Source organism: Haladaptatus sp. DYF46 (assembly GCF_021083305.1).
Lineage (GTDB): Archaea > Halobacteriota > Halobacteria > Halobacteriales > Haladaptataceae > Haladaptatus.
Window position 1 is genome coordinate 1648775 of record NZ_JAJFAY010000001.1, and the last position, 22563, is coordinate 1671337.

General features: G+C 61.7%; 21 protein-coding genes. 8 read left to right on the forward strand and 13 right to left on the reverse strand.

Annotation, left to right across the window (positions count from 1 at the left end; genetic code table 11):
* Positions 1-66 precede the first annotated feature (66 nt).
* Genes LJF34_RS09050 through pyk form a run of 3 tightly spaced genes read right to left on the reverse strand, consistent with a single transcriptional unit; the run spans position 67 to position 2635 of the window.
* Complete coding sequence (locus LJF34_RS09050; protein WP_231184644.1) at positions 67-630, reverse strand: NfeD family protein; 564 nt, start codon at positions 628-630, stop codon at positions 67-69.
* Positions 631-668: 38 nt separating this feature from the next.
* Entirely contained in the window at positions 669-851 is a 183-nt protein-coding gene (locus LJF34_RS09055; protein ID WP_231184645.1) for a hypothetical protein, read from the reverse strand.
* 35 nt (positions 852-886) lie between these two features.
* The gene (pyk, locus tag LJF34_RS09060) at positions 887-2635 is read right to left on the reverse strand and encodes a pyruvate kinase (protein WP_231184646.1); all 1749 of its coding nucleotides are present in this window, start codon (positions 2633-2635) and stop codon (positions 887-889) included.
* A 114-nt stretch (positions 2636-2749) separates the two neighbouring features.
* On the opposite strand from pyk, the gene LJF34_RS09065 reads away from it, so the two are divergent.
* Complete coding sequence (locus tag LJF34_RS09065) at positions 2750-3034, forward strand: GYD domain-containing protein (protein ID WP_231184647.1); 285 nt, start codon at positions 2750-2752, stop codon at positions 3032-3034.
* A gap of 6 nt (positions 3035-3040) precedes the next feature.
* Here the strand turns inward: LJF34_RS09065 and metG are convergent, their stop codons facing one another.
* Together metG and LJF34_RS09075 are read right to left on the reverse strand one after the other, a co-directional pair.
* On the reverse strand, positions 3041-5101 hold the full coding sequence (gene metG / locus LJF34_RS09070) for a methionine--tRNA ligase (protein ID WP_231184648.1): 2061 nt from the start codon (positions 5099-5101) through the stop codon (positions 3041-3043).
* Between the two features lie 324 nt (positions 5102-5425).
* Positions 5426-5947: a VTT domain-containing protein gene (locus LJF34_RS09075; protein ID WP_231185057.1), complete on the reverse strand. Its 522-nt coding sequence runs from the start codon at positions 5945-5947 to the stop codon at positions 5426-5428.
* Positions 5948-6096: 149 nt separating this feature from the next.
* Between LJF34_RS09075 and LJF34_RS09080 the strand changes: the two genes are divergently transcribed.
* Positions 6097-6672, forward strand: a complete 576-nt coding sequence (locus LJF34_RS09080) for an HVO_2922 family protein (protein ID WP_231184649.1) — start codon at positions 6097-6099, stop codon at positions 6670-6672.
* A gap of 12 nt (positions 6673-6684) precedes the next feature.
* Here the strand turns inward: LJF34_RS09080 and mfnA are convergent, their stop codons facing one another.
* The 5 genes from mfnA to LJF34_RS09105 form a co-directional block, all read right to left on the reverse strand.
* Positions 6685-7743 carry a tyrosine decarboxylase MfnA gene (gene mfnA, locus LJF34_RS09085; RefSeq protein WP_231184650.1) on the reverse strand — a complete coding sequence of 353 codons (1059 nt, stop codon included), beginning with the start codon at positions 7741-7743 and terminating at the stop codon, positions 6685-6687.
* 36 nt (positions 7744-7779) lie between these two features.
* Positions 7780-9228, reverse strand: a complete 1449-nt coding sequence (locus LJF34_RS09090) for an extracellular solute-binding protein (RefSeq protein ID WP_231184651.1) — start codon at positions 9226-9228, stop codon at positions 7780-7782.
* A gap of 103 nt (positions 9229-9331) precedes the next feature.
* A complete protein-coding gene (locus LJF34_RS09095; RefSeq protein WP_231184652.1) occupies positions 9332-9550 on the reverse strand; it encodes a hypothetical protein in 219 nt (72 codons plus the stop codon).
* A gap of 134 nt (positions 9551-9684) precedes the next feature.
* Positions 9685-12030, reverse strand: a complete 2346-nt coding sequence (gene ppsA / locus LJF34_RS09100; RefSeq protein WP_231184653.1) for a pyruvate, water dikinase — start codon at positions 12028-12030, stop codon at positions 9685-9687.
* Between the two features lie 119 nt (positions 12031-12149).
* The gene (locus LJF34_RS09105; RefSeq protein ID WP_231184654.1) at positions 12150-12488 is read right to left on the reverse strand and encodes a hypothetical protein; all 339 of its coding nucleotides are present in this window, start codon (positions 12486-12488) and stop codon (positions 12150-12152) included.
* Positions 12489-12669: 181 nt separating this feature from the next.
* On the opposite strand from LJF34_RS09105, the gene LJF34_RS09110 reads away from it, so the two are divergent.
* Entirely contained in the window at positions 12670-13017 is a 348-nt protein-coding gene (locus LJF34_RS09110) for a KTSC domain-containing protein (RefSeq protein ID WP_231184655.1), read from the forward strand.
* 9 nt (positions 13018-13026) lie between these two features.
* On the opposite strand, the gene LJF34_RS09115 is transcribed toward LJF34_RS09110, so the two are convergent.
* Positions 13027-13947 carry a PhzF family phenazine biosynthesis protein gene (locus LJF34_RS09115; protein ID WP_231184656.1) on the reverse strand — a complete coding sequence of 307 codons (921 nt, stop codon included), beginning with the start codon at positions 13945-13947 and terminating at the stop codon, positions 13027-13029.
* Positions 13948-15410: 1463 nt separating this feature from the next.
* Here LJF34_RS09115 and LJF34_RS09120 point away from each other — a divergent pair.
* Both LJF34_RS09120 and LJF34_RS09125 read left to right on the forward strand, forming a co-directional pair.
* Positions 15411-16184, forward strand: coding sequence for a polysaccharide deacetylase family protein (locus LJF34_RS09120; RefSeq protein ID WP_231184657.1), 774 nt, complete (start codon positions 15411-15413; stop codon positions 16182-16184).
* Positions 16185-16609: 425 nt separating this feature from the next.
* Complete coding sequence (locus LJF34_RS09125) at positions 16610-16945, forward strand: hypothetical protein (RefSeq protein ID WP_231184658.1); 336 nt, start codon at positions 16610-16612, stop codon at positions 16943-16945.
* A 150-nt stretch (positions 16946-17095) separates the two neighbouring features.
* Here the strand turns inward: LJF34_RS09125 and LJF34_RS09130 are convergent, their stop codons facing one another.
* On the reverse strand, positions 17096-18493 hold the full coding sequence (locus tag LJF34_RS09130) for a hypothetical protein (RefSeq protein WP_231184659.1): 1398 nt from the start codon (positions 18491-18493) through the stop codon (positions 17096-17098).
* Positions 18494-18672: 179 nt separating this feature from the next.
* On the opposite strand from LJF34_RS09130, the gene LJF34_RS09135 reads away from it, so the two are divergent.
* Positions 18673-19383 carry a phosphoribosyltransferase gene (locus tag LJF34_RS09135; protein WP_231184660.1) on the forward strand — a complete coding sequence of 237 codons (711 nt, stop codon included), beginning with the start codon at positions 18673-18675 and terminating at the stop codon, positions 19381-19383.
* A gap of 13 nt (positions 19384-19396) precedes the next feature.
* The gene (locus tag LJF34_RS09140; protein WP_231184661.1) at positions 19397-20002 is read left to right on the forward strand and encodes an HD domain-containing protein; all 606 of its coding nucleotides are present in this window, start codon (positions 19397-19399) and stop codon (positions 20000-20002) included.
* Here the strand turns inward: LJF34_RS09140 and LJF34_RS09145 are convergent, their stop codons facing one another.
* Positions 20003-21514 carry an MATE family efflux transporter gene (locus LJF34_RS09145; protein WP_231184662.1) on the reverse strand — a complete coding sequence of 504 codons (1512 nt, stop codon included), beginning with the start codon at positions 21512-21514 and terminating at the stop codon, positions 20003-20005. It abuts the gene before it with no gap.
* A 158-nt stretch (positions 21515-21672) separates the two neighbouring features.
* On the opposite strand from LJF34_RS09145, the gene mtnP reads away from it, so the two are divergent.
* Positions 21673-22521, forward strand: coding sequence for an S-methyl-5'-thioadenosine phosphorylase (mtnP, locus tag LJF34_RS09150; protein WP_231184663.1), 849 nt, complete (start codon positions 21673-21675; stop codon positions 22519-22521).
* Positions 22522-22563: the final 42 nt, after the last annotated feature.

A 22563-nucleotide genomic window follows, 5' to 3' on the forward strand; every position in this document is an offset into this window, starting at 1 on the left:
TTAAGTATTCTGCTACTTTATCCCGCATTGGCTGACATGACAGGTGGTGGGCAAAAGGGAACGCAACTACAACTCTTCTGTTTCGCGTTCCGTGTTCGTTCCTTCCGTATTCGTCCCGTCCGTGTTCGCCCGTTCGCGTGCGAGTTCGCGGTCGATAGCGTCCTCGATGAAGTCTATCGGTTCGACAGTGACGACGTTGCCGCCGCCGGGGTCGATGACCATCACTTCCGTTCCCTCCGGGATTTCGCCGTCCATCGACCGGGCGGCGAAGTAGGGACTGAATCCGCCGCCGTCTAATTTCACCTGCCCGCCGGAGCGCGTCACTCGCTCGGTGACGTGGCCCGTCGTCCCCTTCAGCGAGTCGGAGTCCTTCGTTCGCCCGGAGCCTTTGCCACCGTAGATGTCCAAGTGACGGTAGCCGTAGAACGCCAACCCACCGAACGCGAGGACGAGGAAGGCGAGGACGAACGGTTGCGCGAGCGGCGGAAAGGCGAGCGCGAGAAGTCCCGTGAGAAGGAGGGCGATACCCAGGACGATGAAGTGTGCACCCGGGATGAGCGCCTCCGCGAACGCGAGTGCTGCACCCGCGAGGACGAGCAAAAGCGCGAGCGAATCGAAGGGCGAAGCCATGGATGGGCCTTGGTGTCGAGCGATTAAGGGTTTGTGGGTCAGGCGACTCCGGAGACGTGGAGGAACATGAACACGACGGTGAGGGCACCGAGCAGGACGAACAGGACGTTTTCAGCCGAGGGCGAACCGGGTTCGAGGGGTTCTTCGTCGGCGAAGATGTCGGGCGATGCGTCGTCTGCGTCTTCACCGACCTCGTCCACGTCGTACTTCCAGTCAGACATACGAAACGGTACGCGACCCGCGACCAAAAGGCTGGCTACGACCGCTCGTACGAGCGGACGTCACCCTCGTAGACGACGCCGCGTTCGGCGTCGAGAGTGATTTCGTCGCCGTCGCTGACCGACGGCCCGAGCGGTGCGCCGCTCACCATCGGAATTTCGAGTTCGCGCGCGATGAGCGCCGGATAGCCGGTCATGCCGGGACGCGAATCGACGATACCGGCGAGGCGGGCAGTCTCGCCCGTGAACTCCCCGTCGAAGTCGGGTTCGAGGACGAGAATCGCACCCGTCGGAACCTCCGAGAGGTCTCCCGTCGAAGAGCGCGCCACCGGTCCGACGGTTTGGCCGCGAACCACGCCGCGTCCGGTCGCGATGGTTTCCGCGGCGACGTGAACCTTCAGCATGTTCGCCGTATCCGACCCGTCGAGTTCGCTCATCATGCCCGAGAGGACGACGACGGTATCGCCGCTCTCCGCGACGCCGGCGTCGAGTGCGGCCTGCACGCCGTCCTCCACGATGGTTTCGACGCTGTGGCCGAGGTCGGTGAACTGGGAGTTGACGCCCCACGAGAGGGCGAGTTTGCGTCGGACTCGGTCGTTCGGCGTCGTCGCCACGACCGGCACGCCGGGCCGGAACTTCGCCACCTTCAGCGCGGTGTATCCGGATTCGCTGGCGGCGACCACCGCGCTCGCGCCGATGTCACGGGCGAGATACCGGGCCGAGCGCGCGATGGCGTCGGTTCGCGTGTCGTCGCTCGTCGGAACGCGCTGTTCGAGCGTCTCGGCGTACTCCTCGCTCTCCTCGACTTCGCGAACGATTCGGTCCATCGTCTCCACGACGCGAACCGGATGCTCGCCGATGGCCGTCTCGCCCGAGAGCATCACGGCGTCCGTCCCGTCGAGGACGGCGTTCGCCACGTCCGACGCTTCGGCCCGTGTCGGCCTGCGTGAGTGAACCATCGAATCCAGCATCTCCGTCGCGGTGATGACCGGAACCCCGGCCTGCTGGCACGTCCGGATGATTCGTTTCTGAATCATCGGCACGTCCTCCATCGGACACTCGACGCCGAGGTCGCCGCGCGCTACCATCACGCCGTAGGCCGCATCGACGATTTCGTCCAGATTCTCGACCGCACCGCGGCGCTCGATTTTGGCGATGATGGGGATGTCGGCCCCAAACTCCTCCAGCACCTTGCTGACCTCGTACACGTCGTCCGCGTCGCGGACGAAACTCGCGGCGACGAAATCCGCCCCTTTTTCCGCCGCGAGACGGAGGTCCTGTCGGTCCTTCTCGGTGACGACGTTGAGACCGAGTTCGACGCCGGGAACGTTGACGCCCTTGCGACTGCTCAACTCGCCGCCGCTCACGACGTGTGCGACGACGGCATCGTCCTCGACCGCTTCGACTTCGGTCTCGATTCTGCCGTCGTCCAAAAGGACGGCGTCACCGGGTTCGGCGTTCGAGATGGACACCGAGAGGCCAACCTCTTCGGGTGTCGCATCGTCACCGTCCACGAACCGGACGGTCGAACCGGTTTCGAGCGTGATGGGTTCGTCCACCGCCGCGGTTCGGATTTCCGGCCCCTGCATGTCGAGCATGGCCGAAAGCGGGTTTTCTGTCGCCTCGTCGACGCGGCGAATCGTGTCGATGAGTTCGGCCCGGTCCTCGCGCGAACCGTGGCTCGCGTTCACCCGAGCCACGGTCATGCCGGCGTTTGCGAGTTCCCGAACCGTACTCCGGGAATCGGACGCGGGTCCGAGGGTACAGACGATTTTCGCGTTTCTCATGGGCGGCCATTGGTGCGTGCCACCAAAAAAACCCTACAGTTAACTCGCGGGCGAGTTCGAATGACGGAGTTCCGGCCACAACGGATATTTGTACATCGTTCAAAACGAGAAACTATGTCGAAGTACGCATCGCTCGTCACCGTCGAACGGGACTACCAGAACGTGCAGGAACTGGCGTCCATCTGGGGAGACATTCGAAACGAACTGGAGACACACGAAACGACGCTCGAATCGACGTATGCAATACTCGGCGAGTACGACTTCCTGCTCATCATCGACGCCGACGACCGCGATGCGGCGTACCAAGCATCGCTGTGCATCGAACGCTACGGACTCGACATGCAGACGATGGAAATCCTCCCGATGGAGGATTTCGCGGGATTGGTCGAAGACCTCTAAGTTCGGTTACTTGATTTTCGTGCCGGGTTCGGCGTCGGCGTGCGTCGTCAACAGGTCGGCCTCCTCGCCCGCCGCCAGCACCATGCCGTTGCTCTCGACGCCGAACAGTTCGGCCTTTTCGAGGTTGGCGACGACGACGATTTTCGTCCCCGGCAACTCCTCGACGTCGTGGAGTTGCTTGAGACCGGCGACGATTTGGCGCGTCTCGCTCCCGATATCGACTTCGAGTCGGAGGAGCGCGTCGGCACCCTCTATCGGTTCCGCCGACTCGATGCGGCCGACGCGGAGGTCGAGGTCCTGAAATTCGTCGAAGCTGATGCGGTCGTCCGAGATGGGTTCTTCGTCGCTCACGGTTTCGTCGTCGGCTTCGTCGTCGTCCGACGTAGCCGCTTCGATACGTTCTTCGAGCGTTTCGTTCAGTTCCTCGACGCGCTCGTCCTCGATTTTGGCGAACAACTCGTCCGGTTCGCCGAAGTCACCGCGCGGTGCTTCGAGCGCGTCCGCGACGACGGCGTCGTGAACCGAACCGTCCTCGCCGAGTTGCGTCCAGAGGGTTTCGGCCTTGCCGGGCAGGAGCGGCTCGAACAACACGGCGAGCGCCTTCGACAACTGCACGCAGTCGTAGATGACCTGTTCCGCCCGCTCCGGGTCCTCGTCGGTCAGCTTCCACGGTTCGTTGCGCTGGATGTACTCGTTTCCGAACGCGGCGAGCGCCGTCGCGGCGTCGCCGAGGTCCTTGAGCGAGTAGTCGTTGACGGCCGCTTCGAACTCGTCGATGGTCTCCTCGATTCGCTCGCGCACCTCGTCGCTCGTCTCGGCGTCCGGCGCGCCGTCGTAGTTCCGCGACGCGAACAGCAGGCTCCGGTAGACGAAGTTGCCCACCGTGCCGACGAGTTCGCCGTTGACGCGCTCCTGGAACCGGTCCCACGAGAAGTCCACGTCCTGCTGGAACCCGCCGTTGGTGGCGAGGTAGTAGCGCAGGAGGTCCGGGTCGAACCCCTCGTCCAGATAGTCGTCGGCCCAGACGGCGCGATTGCGACTGGTCGAGAAGCCCTTGCCGTTCAGGTTGACGAACCCGCTCGCCATGACGGCGCGCGGTTCGTTGTACCCGGCGACGTGGAGCATCGCGGGCCAGAAGACAGTGTGATGCTGGATGATGTCGCGGCCGATGATGTGGACGATTTCGCCGCTCTCCTTCCACGTTTCCTCCCAGTCGTAGGTGTCCGCACCCACGCGCTCGGTGTACTGTTTCGTGCTGGCGATGTACTCGATTGGGGCGTCCACCCAGACGTAAAGGACCAAATCCTCGGTAGCCGCATCCTCTCCGGGGTAGTCGATTCCCCAATCCATATCACGGGAGATACACCAGTCCTGCAGTTCGCCCTCTATCCACTCGCGGGGCTGGTTCTTCGCATTGCTCGTCCCTTCGAGTCGGTCGATGAACCCTTGCAGGTACTCCTGCAGGTCCGAAACGCGGAAGAACTTGTGCGTCCGCTCGCGGTACTCCGCCGGGTTTCCGGTGCGGGTGCTCGTCGGGTCCTCGATTTCGCCGGGTTCGAGGTGCCGACCACAGCCCTCGTCACACTCGTCACCGCGGGCGTGGGCACCGCAGTAGGGACAGGTCCCCTCGACGTAGCGGTCCGGGAGCGGGTCGTCCTCGATGGGGTCCCACGCGACCTTGATCTCCTTCTCGTAGATGTACCCCTCCTCGTCGAGTTTGCGGACGATTTCCCGGGTCAGTTCGGTGTTCGTCTCGTCGTCCGTGTGCCCGTAGTTGTCGAACTCGATGTTGAACTTCGGGAACGTCGCCTCGTACTTCTCGTGGTGACGGAGCGCGAACTCGCGGGGCGAAACGCCTTCCCTCTCCGCGTTGACGGCGACCGGCGTGCCGTGCATGTCGGACCCCGAAACGAACGCCGTCCGCTGGCCGAGCGTTTCGAGGGCGCGCGAGTAGACGTCGCCGCCGACGTAGGTTCGGAGGTGGCCGATGTGTAACTCCCCGTTCGCGTAGGGCAGTCCGCACGTCACCACCGCCGGTTCCTCGGTGGGGTACTTGTCGTGACTCATGCTATCGACTCCGTATCTGTGGGTGTAAAAACCGCCGATTTCGCTGTCCCTTCCGTCTCCTGATTTCGTCTCGTCATGCGTGATTTTGTTGGGTGTCAGTCGTTCGTGTAGCGGTCGCTCTCCGAAGGTTCCGAACGGACGGGTTTCACCCCGGATACCGACCGACGACCGGCCCAGAAGGATTCACCCGACGCTACTGCTGGCCGCGCATAGGCATCCGGGTGAGATGGGCCGTTTGGTACATATCAAGCGATAGGTTCGTGACGATATATAAAGTCTCGCCCGCGAGAGGGAGGGTACCGCGGAATCCACCTTCAATCCGCATCACAGCGACAAGATGCCAGCACCGACGAACGTCACCAACACCAGTCGGCCGACGCTCCCGGCGAACGACGCCAGCGCGAACTTCACGTAATCGGTTTCGAGAATCGAGAAGGCGTAGATGGAGATGGTATCGGGAAAACCCGGAACGCAGAGCGCCCCCGCCAGTCCGAGATACCCCCACTCTTGGGCGAGTCCGACCGTCTTCCGTTCCGACCACTCCACGATGTCGATGTTCGAGCGGCGGAGCGCCCGGATGACGGGACCGGACTGTTTGGCCTCCTGTCCGATGTGGAAGGCGAAGACGCTTCCCGCGGCCTTACCCAGACCGCTGATGAGGATGATGATGGACAGCTGTCCGATTTCACCGATTCCGAGGTCGAGCGGCGCGAGGAGAACGATTTCGCTGGGCAAGGGGAGGACGAACGAGATGAGAAACGAGTAGACGGCGATGAGTATCAAACCGAGCCACCCCGTCGCGTGTTCGACGGCGTCTGTCAGCCCTCCGAAGGACGGGAGAGCGATGCCGCTGGTGACGACATCAACGAACGGGGCGAGGCTATCGAGCACGGGTATAGTTCCGTAATCGACCGACGTAAAGGTTGAGATTGGACTCGGAAACATGTTATTCGATGGCGAACAGACTGATGACAAGCCGTGACGAAGGGAGGAACGTGACTTCGGATAGAGAATACCGCCTCACGGTCAATCCGACGCTACAGGCGCGTCTCGGGTACGCGGAGGACGGGTCGGCGGTGACGGTAACGGTCGAGTATCGACGCGACGGGGAGTGGGAGGAATCGGCCGGAAGCATCGAACTCCGCGGGCGAGAGATAGCCGTCACCCGCGACGGCGAATCGCTGCTGGAGAAACACTTCAGCCCCGAATCGATAGAGCGATACGGGTCGTCGGTCGCCTCCTTCGTCGGCCGACTGGCGAACAGAGGGAACATCGGCGAACTCCCGACGCGAGAGGAAGGGACGGAACCGGACTCGTGGCCGGTCGCGGTGACGCAGGACGACGGAAGCGTCGTGGAAGCGCTTCGTCCCCCGGCACAGGCGACGTTCGAGGTGTACGAGGACCACGGCGGCGAGTGGCGCTGGCGACTCGTCCACCGGAACGGGAACATCATCGCCGACGGCGGCGAGGGGTACTCGTCGAAACGCGCCGCGAAGAAGGGGATAAAAAGCGTCAAGCGAAACGCGCTCGGCGCGCCGGTGGAGGAGTCGGAACGACCGTCGGAATCGTAACCACGACCGAACCTATCGCCGAACGGCGTCCAAATCCGCGACGAACTCCTCCAGCATCGAGCGGGTGACGTGGGGCATACAGACGATTCTGAGTTCGCCCGAACCGGTCGGCGAGACGCGCCAGCCGCGGTCCTGTAGGGTTTCGACCGTCTCCCGAGGGACGTCGGTTGCGACCAACGGGAGCACCGGGTCAACCACGTCGTAGCCGCGGGAGTCGAAGGCGTCCGCGATCCATTCCGCGTTCGCCCGTGATCGGCGGTACTGCTCGCGGTAGCCATCCGCCCAGAGTGTGTCCATCGCGGCCCACGCGCTTGCGACACCCGCGCCGCTTCGCGTCCCGGTCAAGGTCGCTTGGGAGGTCGATTCGAGGTACGGCGTTTCGACGGCCAAGGCGTCCAGTACGAGCTTTTCGCGAGCAAGAAAGCCGCCCGCCGGTATCGCCGCCTGCCCCATCTTGTGCGGGTCGATACCCATGGTGTCCACAACGGCGTGTTCGAAGTTCCATTCGTGGTCCGTGAAGGGGAGGACGAAACCGCCCCACGCGGCGTCGACGTGGAACAGCGCGTCGGCGTCGTGGGCGATTTCCGACAGCGTCGGAATCGGGTCCACGCGTCCGTATTCGGTCGTCCCCGCGATTCCGACCACGAGAACGGTGTCGTCGTCCACCAGTTTGGTCATCGCGTCCGGGTCCGCACGTCGGTCGTCGTCGACCGCGCCGAGTCGGAGTTCGACGCCGAGTACGTCCGCCGCCTTCTGGAAACTGAAGTGAGCGCTCTCGGGCGCGACGACGTTCGGGTCGTCCGTCCCCGCGAGGTTCCGTGCGGCACGAACCGCCTGAATGTTCGCCTCCGTTCCGCCGCTCGCGACGTAGCCGTGCGGGTCCGACAGGCCGGTTATCTCGCCGAGGAGTGAAACGGCTTCGTCCTCCAGCGCCGAAACCGTCGGGTACGTGGTCGGGTCGCCCGGATTCGACGCCAGGAATCGTTCGGCGGCGTCACGGGCCGCCGGATGCGGTTCGGTACACATCGAGGAAAGAACCCGGCGGAACGACTGGCTCGCGGCCACCTGCATACCCCAGAATTCGACGCAACCCGTTTATCGGTTCCGTTACGCGCCGCCCCCGCGGTTGTACTGCTCTATCTCCACGAGTTCAGATCGAAGTTGTGTCAGTGCCGACTCGGGCATCATGTCCTGCGAATACGCCTCGTGGACGAGTTCGGCCGTCCGCGTCGATTCCTGCGTCCACGCGACGGTGACCGGTCGTGGAATGGCGTTCGAACCGGCGATTCGGAGCGTCTCGGTGTGTTGTCCGACGACGGGTATCCGTTTGGCCGCCTTCGACTCCAGCACGCGAACCTCGGGCGGCAGCGTCCCGATTTCCTCGAACAGCATCAGTTGAATCCGTTCGTCCGTCATCGCTTCCAGCACCTGCGTCACCGCGCCCAACTTCTCCGTGTTCGGGTTGACAGCCATGTGCCACCCGCCGAGCGCGGACGTCGAACCACCGATGCCGGGATACGGTGATTGCTGCTCTCGGACTCCGTACGGAATCGGCATCACGCCGAGTCGGTCGCCGAGAACCCCCTCCGCACCGGCGCTGGCGATGGCGTACGGCCAGTTTCGGTGCATGACGGCGTCGCCGGCCGTGAACGGTCCGAGCGAGGTGTCCTCTATCCACTGGAGGACGCCCGTCGGCGCGATGTCTCCGGCGTAGCCGTCGAGCGCGGCGGGGTCGTCGCCTCCCCAGATGAACGTTCGAATCATCCGAACGGAATCCACGACGCCCGAGTCCGCGATGGTCACCGGGCGCTCGCCGATGGGGCCGAACAGGTGTTTCCGTCCGCCGAAGTACGCGCCGCCCCACGAACTCATGAACTCGTTGAAATCACAACAGGGCAGTCCCTCGTACAGATCGGCTTGGAACGTAAAGCCGTACGGAACGCCCGACTTCTCCATCGCGTCCTTCGTCGCGTGGGAGAACTTCTTCCACGAGATGGGATTTTCGGCCCAGTTCTCCCCCTCGGGGTCGTAGCCCGCCTTCTCGACCAGATCCTTTCGGTACAGCATCACCCCGAAGTCGGGATACAGCGGTATCGCGTACAGGTCGCCGTTCGGTCCGGTTGCAGTGGAAACGCTCGCCTCGAAGTAGCCGTTTTTCACCCGATTCACCAGCGATTTCGGAAGGTGGCGTTCGAGATTCAGTAGCTGGTCCCGGACGACGAAGTTGAGCGTCCACCCGCTGTCCGTGAGAAGCAGGTCCGGGGTGGCGAGGTTTCCCGAGAGCCACCGCGTGTACTGCTCCTCGCGGATGTCCGTCTCCTCGGTCCCGGCCATGATGTCGACGTTGATGTTGCGCGGAAGGCCGACCTCCCACAGGAGTTGTTGAAGCCGTCCGGCGACGGAAGCCAAATCCGCGTCCGCCCCCCACTGAACGGTTATCGGTGCCATCTGTGCGCTCGCGGTTCCACCGACGACTGCCCCGGTGGTTCCCGCCGCGCCGACCGCTTTCAGAATATCGCGGCGCGAAACGTATCTATCTCCGTGTGTCTCCCCCATTTCGATTCCCCCCATGAAGGGAGGTGTCGGATATGCTTAAAGTGGCGCACGTCGAGGCGGACGGATAGCGGCGCGAAGCGGAGAGGGCTGATAGACGGCCCGGTTACGCGCCGGTCTCCAGCGCGAACCGAAGCCATCGAACGCCGCGCCAGCAGTACAGGAGGAGGCCGAGAGCGCAGAAGATGCCGGTGACGAGCAACACCGCGTTTTCGAGCAGCGGCGACTCGATGAGGTGCAGTTTGAGCGCCACGGCTGTCACCGCCCACACTACCAGCAGCACGAGAAACGAGATGGACAGGAATCCCAGTAGTTGTCGCCGCACGAGTTAATCTTCTGTTACGAAGGGATGGAATACAATAACGATTGCGTTCGAGACGTCCTGCGGAGGACTCTGAAAACACGTCACGGAAAGCCCACGAAAACTCGTCACGGGGAGTCCACGAAAACGGGGTCGCGTTATCGAACCGAGTCCAACATCAGTTTCTGCTCAACGCGTTTGACCTCGTGTTGCACGTCGCGCACCGCGTCGATGTTCGCCGAGATGGACGACACGCCGCGGTTGACGAGGAAGCGGACCATCTCCGGTTTCGACCCGGCCTGCCCGCAGATGCTGGTGTTGATGTCGTGTTCGCGGCAGCAGTCGATGGTTTGGCCGATGAGTTCGAGGACGGCGGGGTGGAGTTCGTCGAACCTGTCGGCGACGTTCTCGTTGTTGCGGTCCACCGCGAGGGTGTACTGCGTGAGGTCGTTCGTGCCGAAACTGGCGAACTTGATGCCCGCCTGTGCCATCTCCTCGATTTGAAGGGCGCTGGCGGGCGTCTCTATCATCACGCCCCACGAACGTTTGTCGGGGTCGATGCCCGTCTCGGCCAGCAACCGCCGAGCGCGGAGGACGTCCTCCGCGTCGTTGACGAGCGGGAACATTATCTGGACGTTGTCGTAACCCATCTCGAACAGCTCGCGGAAGGCGTCGAGTTCGTGCTGGAACACGTCCGGCTTGTCGAGACTGCGGCGGATGCCCCGCCACCCGAGCATCGGGTTGTGTTCGTTCGGTTCGTTCTCGCCGCCCTGCAACTGTTGGAACTCGTCCGTCGGGGCGTCGAGCGTGCGGACGCGGACCGGACGGGGATAGAACTCCTCCGCGACGCCGCGGATGCCTTCCACGATTTCGTCCACGTAGGCGTCGACGCCGTGGTCCTCGATGTACCGTTCCGGCGTCTTGTTGGTCGAGAGAATCATGTGCTCCATCCGGAGCAGGCCGACGCCGTCCGCGCCGGTCGCGGCGGCGCGTTCGGCGGCCTCAGGGATGGAAACGTTCACCTTGACCTCCGTCGCCGTCATCGGTTTGACGGGCGTCTTCGGTCGCGCGTCCTCGATGGGTTCGCGTTGGGACTCGCGTTCCCGTTCGGGTTCACCCTCGCGGACGGTTCCCTTGTCGCCGTCCAAGGTGACGACCTGCCCGTCGTCGAGGGCGTCGGTGGCGTTGCCACACCCGACGACGGCCGGGACGCCGAGTTCGCGGGAGACGATGGCGGCGTGGCTGGTCATGCCGCCCTCGTTCGTGATGATACCCGCCGCACGCTTCATCGCGGGGACCATGTCGGGCGTCGTCATCTCGGTGACGATGATGTCGCCGTCGCTGACCTTGTCGAGTTGGTCGAGTTTCGAGACGAGTCGGACCGCGCCGCTCGCGATGCCGGGACTCGCGCCGAGTCCATCGACGATTATTTCGTGACCGTCTCCCCCTGCCACCTCGACAGTGCCGCTACCATCGGCGACGCCCTCGGACGACTCGGCTTCGATGGAGCCGTTGTCGCTGATGGTGGTTATCGGCCGCGATTGGAGCATGAAGACCTCACCGTCGTCGGGCGACGCCCGACTGCTCGATGAGCTCTGCTCATCGCTGTCGACGATGGCCCACTCGACATCCTGTGGGGTATCGTAGTGGGATTCGACCTCCTCGCCGAGTTCGATGAGTCGGTCGATGTCCGCCTCCGTGAGGACGCGGGCGTTCCGTTTGTCGTCCGGAACGTCCCGTTCGACCGTCTCGCCGGTCTCCGAGTCCTTCATGTGCATGATCTTCTTGTCGGCGACGGTGACCTCCTCAGCTTCGCCGGATTCGCGGTCGATGACGTAGTTGTCCGGCGACACCGACCCCGAGACGACCGCTTCGCCCAGTCCCCACGCGGCCTCGATGATTATCTTCCTCTCGCCGGTCGACGGGTGACTGGTGAACATGACGCCGCTCTTCTCGGCGTCGACCATCCGTTGGACGACGACGGCGATGTCCACTTTCCTGTGGTCGAAATCCTTCTCCTGCCGATAGTAGATGGCGCGCTGCGTGAAGAGGGACGCCCAACACTCCTTGACTCGCTCCACGAGGTCGTCACGGGTGATGTTGAGGAAGGTCTCCTGCTGTCCCGCAAAGGACGCGTCCGGGAGGTCTTCGGCCGTCGCGGAGGAACGAACGGCGACGAACGCCTTCCCGTCGTCGAGGTCGTCGTAGGCGGCGAGGATACCCTCGCGCATGTCGTCAGGAATCTCCGTTCCGAGAACGAGTTCTTCCGCTCGCGACTCGGCCTCCGCCAGTGCCGCGGAATCCTCGGTATCGACGTCGGCGGCCTCGAACAACTCCGTCGCGATGCCGGTCTCCTCGATGAACCGTCGATAGGTCTCGGCGGTCACGACGAATCCCGGCGGGACAGGGAGGTCCGCACCGGTGAGTTCACCGAGCGAGGCCCCCTTGCCACCGACCAGTTCGAGGTCGTTTGCACTGATTTCGTCCAGCCAGAGTACAACCATTGCGTATGGGGGGAAACAAGCAGGTACATAAAGAATGTTCCGACCAGTTCGCCGTGGAAAAGTAACTCAGAACCGAATATACTTTGGATTCGCCATCCCGGCGGTTCGATCGTTTTCGGTCATTCGACGAACATGGAGACTAGTTCAGTCATCCCTTCGCGGGGGCGAACGACGCGGGTCGTTCTGTCGTAGTCGATGAACTCGACGTCGACCAGTTTGGGCAAGTGGTGGTGATGGAGAATCGACCGAACGACGGGTCCGTCGGGTTCGGAAAGCCGGGACGAAACGTGGTCGGAGAGTTCGTTTAAGTCCATGATGTCGGTTCCGGACTCGTGAAGAAACGACAGGACTGCTCGACGCTCCGGTCGTTGTAGGGCGTCGAAGGCGTTCGAAAGGTCGTTCCTCGTCAGTTCCGGCGTCGCTGCTCCGGACTCGGTTGGCATATCACTGTCAGTCATGATTCCTCCGACCCGCCCGGATAGCACGGTGAACCGATAAGTGGGGAGTGCAGAACTACCCGAGTAAGTACGACAGAACAGATGCAGAGAATTGGTAAATAGTTTTTTGTGATCCTGTATAACTTACAGCAACGATTCGTCGGCCGACGCGTTGACGCCCGTTCGGATCGTGATCCTGACGATGAAAGCGCGCACACGGGACGGCGAGCGAATCGAATGTGACGACTTCGAGGAGCGAAGCGAAGGCATCGTCCTCCGAGGACATCGCTCGGGAGTCATCGGCTACGTACCGTACGAGATGCTGGCGTCCGTCAGGCGAACCCGGACGCCCGTCGATTCGACCAGTCTGACGAGCGTGGGCTACGACCCGGAGGAGGAGATACTCGAAATCGAGTTCCACAGCGGCGGCGTCTATCGGTACGCCGACGTTCCCCAGTCGGTGTATCAGGAACTTCTGAGCGCCCGCTCACACGGATCGTACTTTCACGAGAACGTCAGAGGCGCGTACGACTATCGTCGGATTCGATGAAGCGATTCGTCAAACCTCGATGATGTCGTCCTCATCCGCGTCCGGGACGACCAAACTGCCGTCCAGCGCGGTCGTCGCGCGACCACCTACTCGGACGTCGCCGTCGTCAATCTGCACGCGCACGTAGCCGGGTCGGTCCACGAAGTGACCCTGCTCCAATCGGAGTTCATCGGGGAATCTACCCGATTCATCCTCGTTGTCGAACGCGTCGTGGGCGTTCAGATACGCCGTCACCGCCCCGCTCGCCGTCCCGGTCACGGGGTCCTCAGGAATTCCCACCGCGGGGGCGAACATCCGTCCGTGGAGCGTCGAACCCGCCTCGACGGCGTCGAACGTGAACGCGTAGACGCCGAGCGCGCCGACCTCATTCCCGATTTCCTCGATGGTTTCCATGTCCGGCGCGGCACCGCCGAGGTGTTCGAGGAAGTTGACGGGCACGACGAGAACGGGAAATCCCGTCGAGGAAACCGCGAGCGGGAGGTCCTCGCCCACGTCGCGGAGCGCCGCCGGGTCGATGCCGAGCGCCGCGCCCAATCGCTCGTACTCGATATCGACGGCCTCGATTTCGGGGTCGTCCTGGGTCATCCAGACGGTTCCGTCCGCTTCCGCGTCGATGTCAAGCACACCGACGTTCGTTTCGAGCGTGTGCGTCCCCGGTTCGATGCGGTCGGCTTCGAGCAGGTGGACGTGAGAGGCAATCGTCGCGTGTCCGCAGAGGTCCACTTCCGTCGTCGGCGTGAAGAACCGAACCCGGCGGTCCGCGTCCTCGCTTTCGACGAAGAAGGCCGTCTCGCTGACCGAGAGTTCGCGGGCGATGGCCTGCATCTTGCCGGCCGTCAAATCGTCGGCGTCGGGGACCACACCGGCCGCGTTTCCGGCCAACGGTTCGTCCGTGAACGCGTCCACGAGCAGCGTTCGACAGGTTTGCATACCGGTGGATGGTCCGACGGGGAGTTTAAGCCTCGGTTCTCGATATCCGTGGGCGGTTGAATAGGATTTCCCGTTGTTCACTCTAATCAGGGTCAAACCGAGTCCGTAGTCGGTTTTCCCTCGTCTTCGGTGTCACTCCGCGATTCTCCTGCCACGCTACATTTCTCGCTATGGGTGGGGGAGGAACGAGAAACGCCCATTACATTCGGTTCGTATCGAGTAGCGGCGGTAAGCACGTCTGTTTCCGCTTTTCGGACGGCAGTAAACTCGGTTCACTGGTACACGAAGAGTGAACTGGTTGGGGTCCATTTGTCTCACTGCTCCATTTTGCACTAAGCAGTTGTGGGACACCCGATGTTGAGTGAAGCAACAGGGAGAAGATACTGTTATCAACTACAGATCGTGGGTCGTGCAGGGATAGAAATGGAATTTCTGGTGGAGATCGGTAGATAGAAAATCGTATCCAAACTGGTTCTGGTTACTGTGATGCTGTGTTCTCGGAGTCGGGTCCGAAAATCCAATAGATTCCGATTGCCAGGGCTGCTTCGAGTGGACCAATGAAGATTGCGATGAGTGACGAAAGAAAAAATACGAGCATTCCCAGGTGGTCAGTTACCGTCGTTTCATCGTTTGACATCGATACCGGTGAATGACACGTGAGAGTTCGTTAGTTCTTCGACACGAGCCACCTCGAAACACAAAGTACACCTTAGCGGACAGTACCAAGAATTCTGTGCGCTGGAAAGAGGGACCGCCTTACACTTGTGCTGGTTCGTAAGACAGAAACAATCCTACATACTGGAATTCTATTCAGCAAAATGAACACTCTTATGTGACACAACATTCTGGGTGGGATAAGCCCCGGAAAAATGACCCCCTCCAACCAATCAACGACGACACGTCGCCGCTTTCTCCAATTCGCAGGAAGCACAACCATTGGTATGCTTGCTGGATGCAACCAAGAACACCACTCCACTCCACCGTCCTCGGAAACCCAGTCGACATCTACGACGCATACACCCACATCGCGCACAACAACGCAGCAAAAAACGACTACAACGACTGAGCCCACGTCCACGTCATCGTTACGAACGGATTTTAATAGCCGCAAGAAATTTCGAGCCCCCGGAACAGCATTCGATAACTTCGAAAATGCATCGGACTGGGTTGGAAAGCAAAACTCGGTCACAATTGATGATTCGACTTCATTCGTTGGGTCACAAAGTCTCAAGCTCAGCACCGATAGCTACCAAGGAGTAATCGCAGAACGGCAACTCGACTCACCGCTGAACATCGAAAACCATGACCTATCATTCGCCTTCCGCAGTACGACCCCAATGGACGTTGCATTCTTGGTGTATCTATACGATCCAAACGGTAATTGGGTCGTGTTAGAGTTGCGGAATGTGACCTATCGGACACCAGATGTCGGATGGTTTCGGACTTGTCCCGGGGTCTTTAACGTGAGTGAATCTCCACCAGACCTGACCCGAATCGAACAAATGCAGCTTGAGATCACTAGTGCAAACCAAGATGGGACACAAGCCAACATCGATGATATTCGACTCCATCCAAAACCAGAGAAGGGATTTGTCATTCTCAGTTGGGATGATGGGAATCAGAACTACTACGACAAGGCAGCCCCAATCAATGATCGATTTGGGTTTCCAGCAGTCATCACAATGCCTGTGAGGCCAGACAAGGCTGATGAACCGTACTTTATGTCTGTCAAAGAGTTGCAAGAGCGCCAGTCAACCGGTGATGACGTCGTTGTACATGGGAGTACAAACGCTCCATTTGCAGAACTCTCGCGAAGTGAGCTCGATGCTCTCTTGCGGCGTAACAAGCAGTGGATGCTCGATAATGGTCTGGGAGGAGCGGATTTTATTGTCTACCCAGGGAATAACTATGACAAAACCGCGTTAGATGTCATCAGTAAGTATTGCTACATGGGTGGGATGAACCAATCAGGCAATGTGAATACGACTGGTGTCTATGGGTTTGACCCATTGGTACTCCCACGGACGATCGGCCATGATCTTAAAATTTCGAAACAAGCAGTTTCTCTTGCTGCTGCGCATCGCCAATGTACGATACTCAACTTCCATCATTTCGATTCCAAGGACACGATGGGTGTACACGAGTACAAGAAACTTCTTGCGCATATCGACCGCACAGCAGGGATTGAAGTTATTACGTTCTCTGATCTATGGGCGATGCGGCAAAAGAAAGCCTGAACGGTGAATCACAACTCATTGATTACTTCTGGCCACAAAAGATCGTTTTGGAGACATCCATGTTTTGTTTATCGTCAATTAATTTTCGGATATTGAATTTAATTACTGCGACAACTCTATTTCTACCACTACACGTCACAACCTGCATACAGATTGACTCAAGATCCCCGGGGGCAGTCCACTGCCGCTTATACTGCCCATAGGAAGACAATTACCAAAATCGGCCAAATTCGAAAACTCGACATCGCTGCCGTCGCATGTTCTACTTCGATTACAGAATCAATCACGTATCTCGAAACGCGATGAAATCCCGGAAAACAGACTACTCACCCTCTGATCGTTCGGAATCGCCGAATTCGATACCGTAATCGAATAGACATCGATTTCTTCACAAAACTTATGCCTGCAACTCGTTGCAGTAAGCTATGGAGCGAAATACCCTCGCCTCCGCCCTCCTCGCGTACACCGTCCTTGCAGCGGGTGTAACGGTCGTCCCGCTCGCGTACATCTATGGCAAAGCCATCGGCCTGCTGCTGATCGCGTCCCTGTTCGTGTTCTGCTTTCTCCATGCACGGACCGGAAGCGGCCCGACCATGGCGATGGAAGGTGGTAGTGAAGGAAACGACTTCGTAGAAACGGACGCCGCACCATCACAGTTGCACGTCGGGTCCTCGCTCCCCACGAACAACCGAGCGATTCTCACGTTCTACCTACTCGGCATCGTCCTCTGGAGCCTCGTTGCGACCTTCGCCGTCGTCTGAGATACTGCGTGGGTTTCCCGTCCGTTTTTCCTCCTCGTTCTGCTACGGTAGCACCACGGGCACGACAACCCGAGCGAAGCGGTAGCGAGGTGGTCTTTGTCCCTCGGCAACTGAAATCAAAAAACGAGATCCGACCTGACTCGAACGCCGTTACGAGGACTGAACGACGTAGCCGCCGGTGACGCGCAAATCGAAGGAATCAGACGAGGGGTCCGGAACCGCGACGGTCAGGGACACGTCGCGGACGAAGGTCCCGTCACGGGCATCGTCGTCGGTCAACTCGAACGTGGTTCGATTCCCCTGCACGGAGAGCCATCCGGTTCCGGTGGCGGTGCCGGACACCTCTGCGGTCGCCTTCACCTGCTTTCCCGAACCGGTCGCGGCGGACACCGAGAACGACTCCAGCGACAGTTCCGGCCCGTCGGTCGAAACCGTGACCGTGGTGTCGAACGTCTCGCGGTAAGTGACCGACCCGTCGCCGCTGCCGCCACCGCCACTGCCGCCGTCTCCACCGCGACCACCATCACCGCCACCACGACCATCATCGCCGCCGCGTCCGCCACCGCTCCCACCGTCGCCGCCACCGCCTTCACCGGGTTCCTCGGTCAGCAGTTCGACGCCGAGTTCGGATTCGACGGCCGCGATTTTGGAGAAGATGGTCTGGCGCGAGGACCCGGCGAAGAGTAGGCCGACGAGTTCGCCGGTCGAATCGAGGAACACGGGCGACCCGCTGTCGCCGCCCTTGGACATCGGTCCCGCAATGAGTTGGTCGCGGAGTTTGATGGTGCCCGCGTCACCGTAGTTCACGCGGACGCTCGCGCCGGTGGCCTTCACGTCGCCCTGCGTGACGCCGGTTGTGCGGCCCGATTTCGTCACCGTCTGGCCCTTGAGCGAGCGGTAGTCCTCGCGGCGGACGCTCGTCGGCCACGAGTCGTCCAACTTGTAGTACTCGGGCGATTCCCGCTCGGGGTCCACGGAGCGCGCCGCCGCGTCCACCAGCGCGCCGTCCTCGACGGTGACGTAGCCGCGGAGTTCGCCGGTCTTGTCGTCCGGCATGCTCCCGCCGTCCCTCGGCGACGGCTGGATGACCGGTTCGCCGAACTCCCCTTCGTTCACTCGGGCGTAGACGTGGTTGTTCGAGAGGCGCACGAGGTCGCCCTCGGAAACCGAGTCGTCCCAGTTCGCTTTCGAGGAATCCGTCACGCGGGCGGGGTACGGTCCGGCGGTCGCCGCCGTCGATTTCGCGTTGATTTCGCTGACGCCGCCGACCACCGGTCGGTGGCGGTCTTGCCGGCCCGCCTCGGCTTCGGGGAGCGGTTCGAGGAACGAGAGCGCGTCGAACCCGTCGCGTTCGTCGCCGTAGCCCGCGTCCTCGACGCGGACGGTGACGCCGGAGACGCGCTTTTTCACGTTGTCCTCGTCGGCGAGGTCCGCGTCGGGGAGTTTCTGCGAGACGAAGACGGTGAGCGTGTTCGTCTCCTCGTCGTAATCGACGGCGAGGACGTTCTTGCAGTCGAGGAGGTGTTCGTACTCTTGTGTATGTGTCATGTGTAGCTCGTCACGACAACCGTTCGGTCGGGGAGTGTTTTCATCGGGCTATTCAATGATATTAAGTCGCGTGTGGTAATATAGTTCATGGTGGTCGCGGAAGTAAAATTTCGAGAGCGAATCGGCGAGGCGGCGACCTGTAAACCGTTAAGTGTGACGACGCGCGAGGTTCGGATAGAATGAGCGACATCCCGGACGATTTCAAATGCACCATCACCAACTGGGATTACATCTACAGCCTCTGCCGTGACGTGAGCGAGCAGGTGAAAGCCTCCGACTTCGAACCCGACGTCATCGTGGCGCTCGCACGCGGTGGCTGGTTCGCCGGGCGATGTATCTGTGACTTCCTCGGCTTGGATGACCTGACGAGCCTCAAGATGGAACACTACGTCGGTGCGGCCAAGAAATCGAGCGAACCCGAAGTCCGCTATCCGATGCCCGAGGGAAGCGTCAAGGGTAAGGACGTGCTCATCATCGACGACATCGCGGACACGGGCGGGTCGCTCAAACACGCCTGCGAGTACGTCGAGGACCGCGACGCCGGCGAGATTCGGACGGCCACCCTCCAACTCCTCCAGACGAGCGAGTTCGAACCCGACTACATCGGCGAGCGCCTCGAAGAGTGGGCGTGGATGGTCTATCCGTGGAACTTCATCGAGGACATGATAGACATCACGAGCGGCGCGATGGACCGGGCCGACGACGAGGTGTTCTCGAAGGACGACGTCCGACACTACCTGAACGAGTACCACGACGTGGAACGAATCCAGATGGAAATCGCCCAACCCGACCGCTTGAGCGAGGTCCTCGAAGAGATGGTTCGGCGGGACGTCCTCGCCCGTGAGGACGACGGCTGGCGACTGCTGAAGAACGCGACGGGCGTCCAGTAGCCGTCGGGAGACCATGGACACCATCAATGCGCTCGCGGAGGCGTTCGCCCTGAAGGATGAACGCCGAACCGGGTGGCAACTCCGAGGAATCACCGACCCCGAGTCGGTCGCGGGACACACGTGGGGCGTCGCGCTGCTCTGTTTGCAGTACGGAAACGAGGCCGACATCGACACCGATAGAGCGCTTCGCATGGCGCTCGTCCACGACCTCGCAGAGGCGAAGACCGGCGACGTCGCTACCCGCGTGAACGACGCCGACCAGCGGGTTTCGGCGGCGGAGAAGGACCGACTGGAACGCGACGCCATGGACGCCCTCGCACCCGCGCTCGACCCCGAAATCCGAAACCTGTGGGAGGAGTACGAGGCCCGCGAAACGTCCGAATCCGTCTTCGTCAAGGACATGGATCTGGTGGACATGTGCCTGCAAGCGCTCGTTTACGAACGCGGGAACCGCTACGACGGCGAACGGGAGAACGAGCAGTTCGAAGAGTACGAGGAATTGGACGAGTTCTTCGCCACGGCGGAACCGCGACTCCGAACCGCGGTCGGACGGGAACTGTTCGAGGAGATCCGGACGCGCTACGAGACGGTTCGGGACGGGAACGGGGCAGGCGAGTAATCAGTCCGCCGCAGGCGGTTCCGGGTCCGTCTCGGCGTCGGAATCCGTTTCCGGACCCGCATCGGTATCCGTTTCCAGACCGACATCCGCCTCTACATCCGTGTCCGTATTCGTCTCGTCCGCATCCGCGACCACCGCATCCTTCCACGTGCCGCGGAGGAACCACGCGACGGCGACGATTGCGCCGACGGTGTCGCCGAGCGCGACGCCCGTCCAAATCCCGGTCGGACCCCAGTCGCCGAGAAAGACGAGGAGGTAGGTCGCCGGGACGCGGACGACCCACAGCGTCACCATCGAGAACGCGAGCGCGGTTCTGGTGCTGCCCGCGCCGCGGAACGCGCCGAGGACGACCTGGAGGACGCCCATGAAGACGAACATCGGAGCCATGATTCTGAGGTAGTCGCTCCCGTAGGCGATGGTCGCCACGGCTTGCGGTGAGTCGGCGGAGAGAAACGCGGAGACGAGCGGTTCGGGGACGAGGAACGCCACGAGCGCCACCGCGAACATCACGCCCGCGACGAGCGCTCCGGCCAATCGAACCGCCCGTTCCGCGCGGTCAGGTTTCCGCGCCCCCAAGTTCTGCCCGACCATGGTGTTCGTCGCCTGCCCGAGTCCCATCGCGGGGAGGAAGACGAGCGAGGAGAGGCGATTTCCGAGGCCGTAGGCGGCGACGACCGCCGGCGGAAACGTCGCCACCATGCCGGTGAGGACGACCATCGCCAGCGAACTCGTGGACTGTTCTGCGGCCGTCGGAACGCCGATGCGGACGATTTCCCGAATGCGGTCCACGTCGGGCGAAAGGTGTCGCCGCTCGACGCTCGGTCCCGCGTCGGTGCCGAAGATGACGTACAGGCCGATAACGGTGGCGACTGCCCGCGACAGGACGGTGGCTATCGCCGCGCCCCGAATGCCCATGCCGTCGAACGATCCGACGCCGAAGATGAACAGCGGGTCGAGGACGACGTTCAGCAAGACGCTGACTGCCATGATTCGCATCGGCGGTCGGGTCTCGCCGTAGCCCTGCATGAGCGCCGAGAAGACGAAGAAGCCGAAGAGGAACGGCGACCCGAGGAAGAACACCCGCATGTAGTCGGCCGCCATCGGAACGATGACCGTGGCGGTCTGCTCGTCGGCGGGGAGCAGGCCGAGCATCGGATCCACGAGGAGATAGCCGACGACGCCGATGACGACCGCGACGATGGAGACGAACGAAAGCGTCTGTCCCGCCACCGCGCTCGCCTCCTCCTCGCCGCCAGCGCCGGTGTGCTGTGCGACGAGGATGCTCCCTGCCGTCGTAAATCCACCCCCGATGGAGATGAGGAAGAAGATGATGGGGAACGCGAGCGAGAGCGCACCGACCGCTTCCGAGGAGAGCGCGCCGAGCCAGAACGTGTCGGCGATGTTGTACGTGACCTGCAAGAGCTGAATGACCACGATGGGCCACGCGAGGCGAACCATGGGTCCGACGAGCGGACCCTCCGTGATTCCCGTCGCAGAACGAGGAGATGACATGGAACGTACCCACTCAGGGAACCTATTTCAAAACGCGTATGGTGTGATGTCATATCGCACGGGAGTGTGACGGAAGTCGAAGAGCGTGAGACGAGAGACAGGAGAGGACGTGAGCCGAACCCGTGTCGTTTAGGTGGGCACCGGAACGAGTATCCGTCATGATAGGCTTCATCGGCGGAAGCGGCATCTACGACGCGCTGCCACTCGAAAACACCCGCGAGGAGAACGTGACGACGCCCTTCGGCGAACCGAGCGCGCCCGTCACCATCGGCGACCTCGCCGGGAAGGAAGTCGCTTTTCTGCCGCGACACGGCCCGAAGCACCAGCGGACACCGACGGAAGCGCCCTACCGGGCGAACATCCACGCGCTGAAGCAACTCGGCGTGGAGCGGATTCTGGCCAGCAACGCGGTCGGGAGCCTCCGCGAGGAACTCCCGCCACAGACGCTCGTGGTCCCGGACCAGATTTTCGACCGGACGAAACACCGGACCCCGACGTTCTTCGGCGACGGTATGGTCGTCCACATGCCGTTCGCGGACCCGTACTGCCCGCACATGGTGTCTCACCTCTCGGACGCGAGCGGCGAGGCGACCGACGCGGACCACCATTCGGGCGGCACCTACGTCTGTATCGAAGGCCCACAGTACTCGACTCGCGCGGAGAGCGAGTTCTACCGCGCACAGGGCTTCGAAATCATCGGCATGACGGCGATTCCGGAGGCGAAACTCGCCCGCGAGGCCGAGATGTGCTACGCGACGGTGGCGGGCGTCACGGACTACGACGTGTGGAAGGAAGACAGCGAAGTAACCTTGGATGAAGTGTTGAAAAACGCGGCGAAGAACGAGGACGCCATCAAGGAAGTCGTCGAACACGCGATTCGGACGATGCCCGAAGAGCGCGAGTGTGATTGTGACCACGCGCTCCAAGGCACCATCAACACCCCGACTGAAGCGATTCCCGAGGAGACGCGCGAGGAAGTGGACCTACTCGCGGGCGAATATCTCTGAATCCGGGTCGGGAAGGGTCGATCAGGTACCGCCCCCAATCGT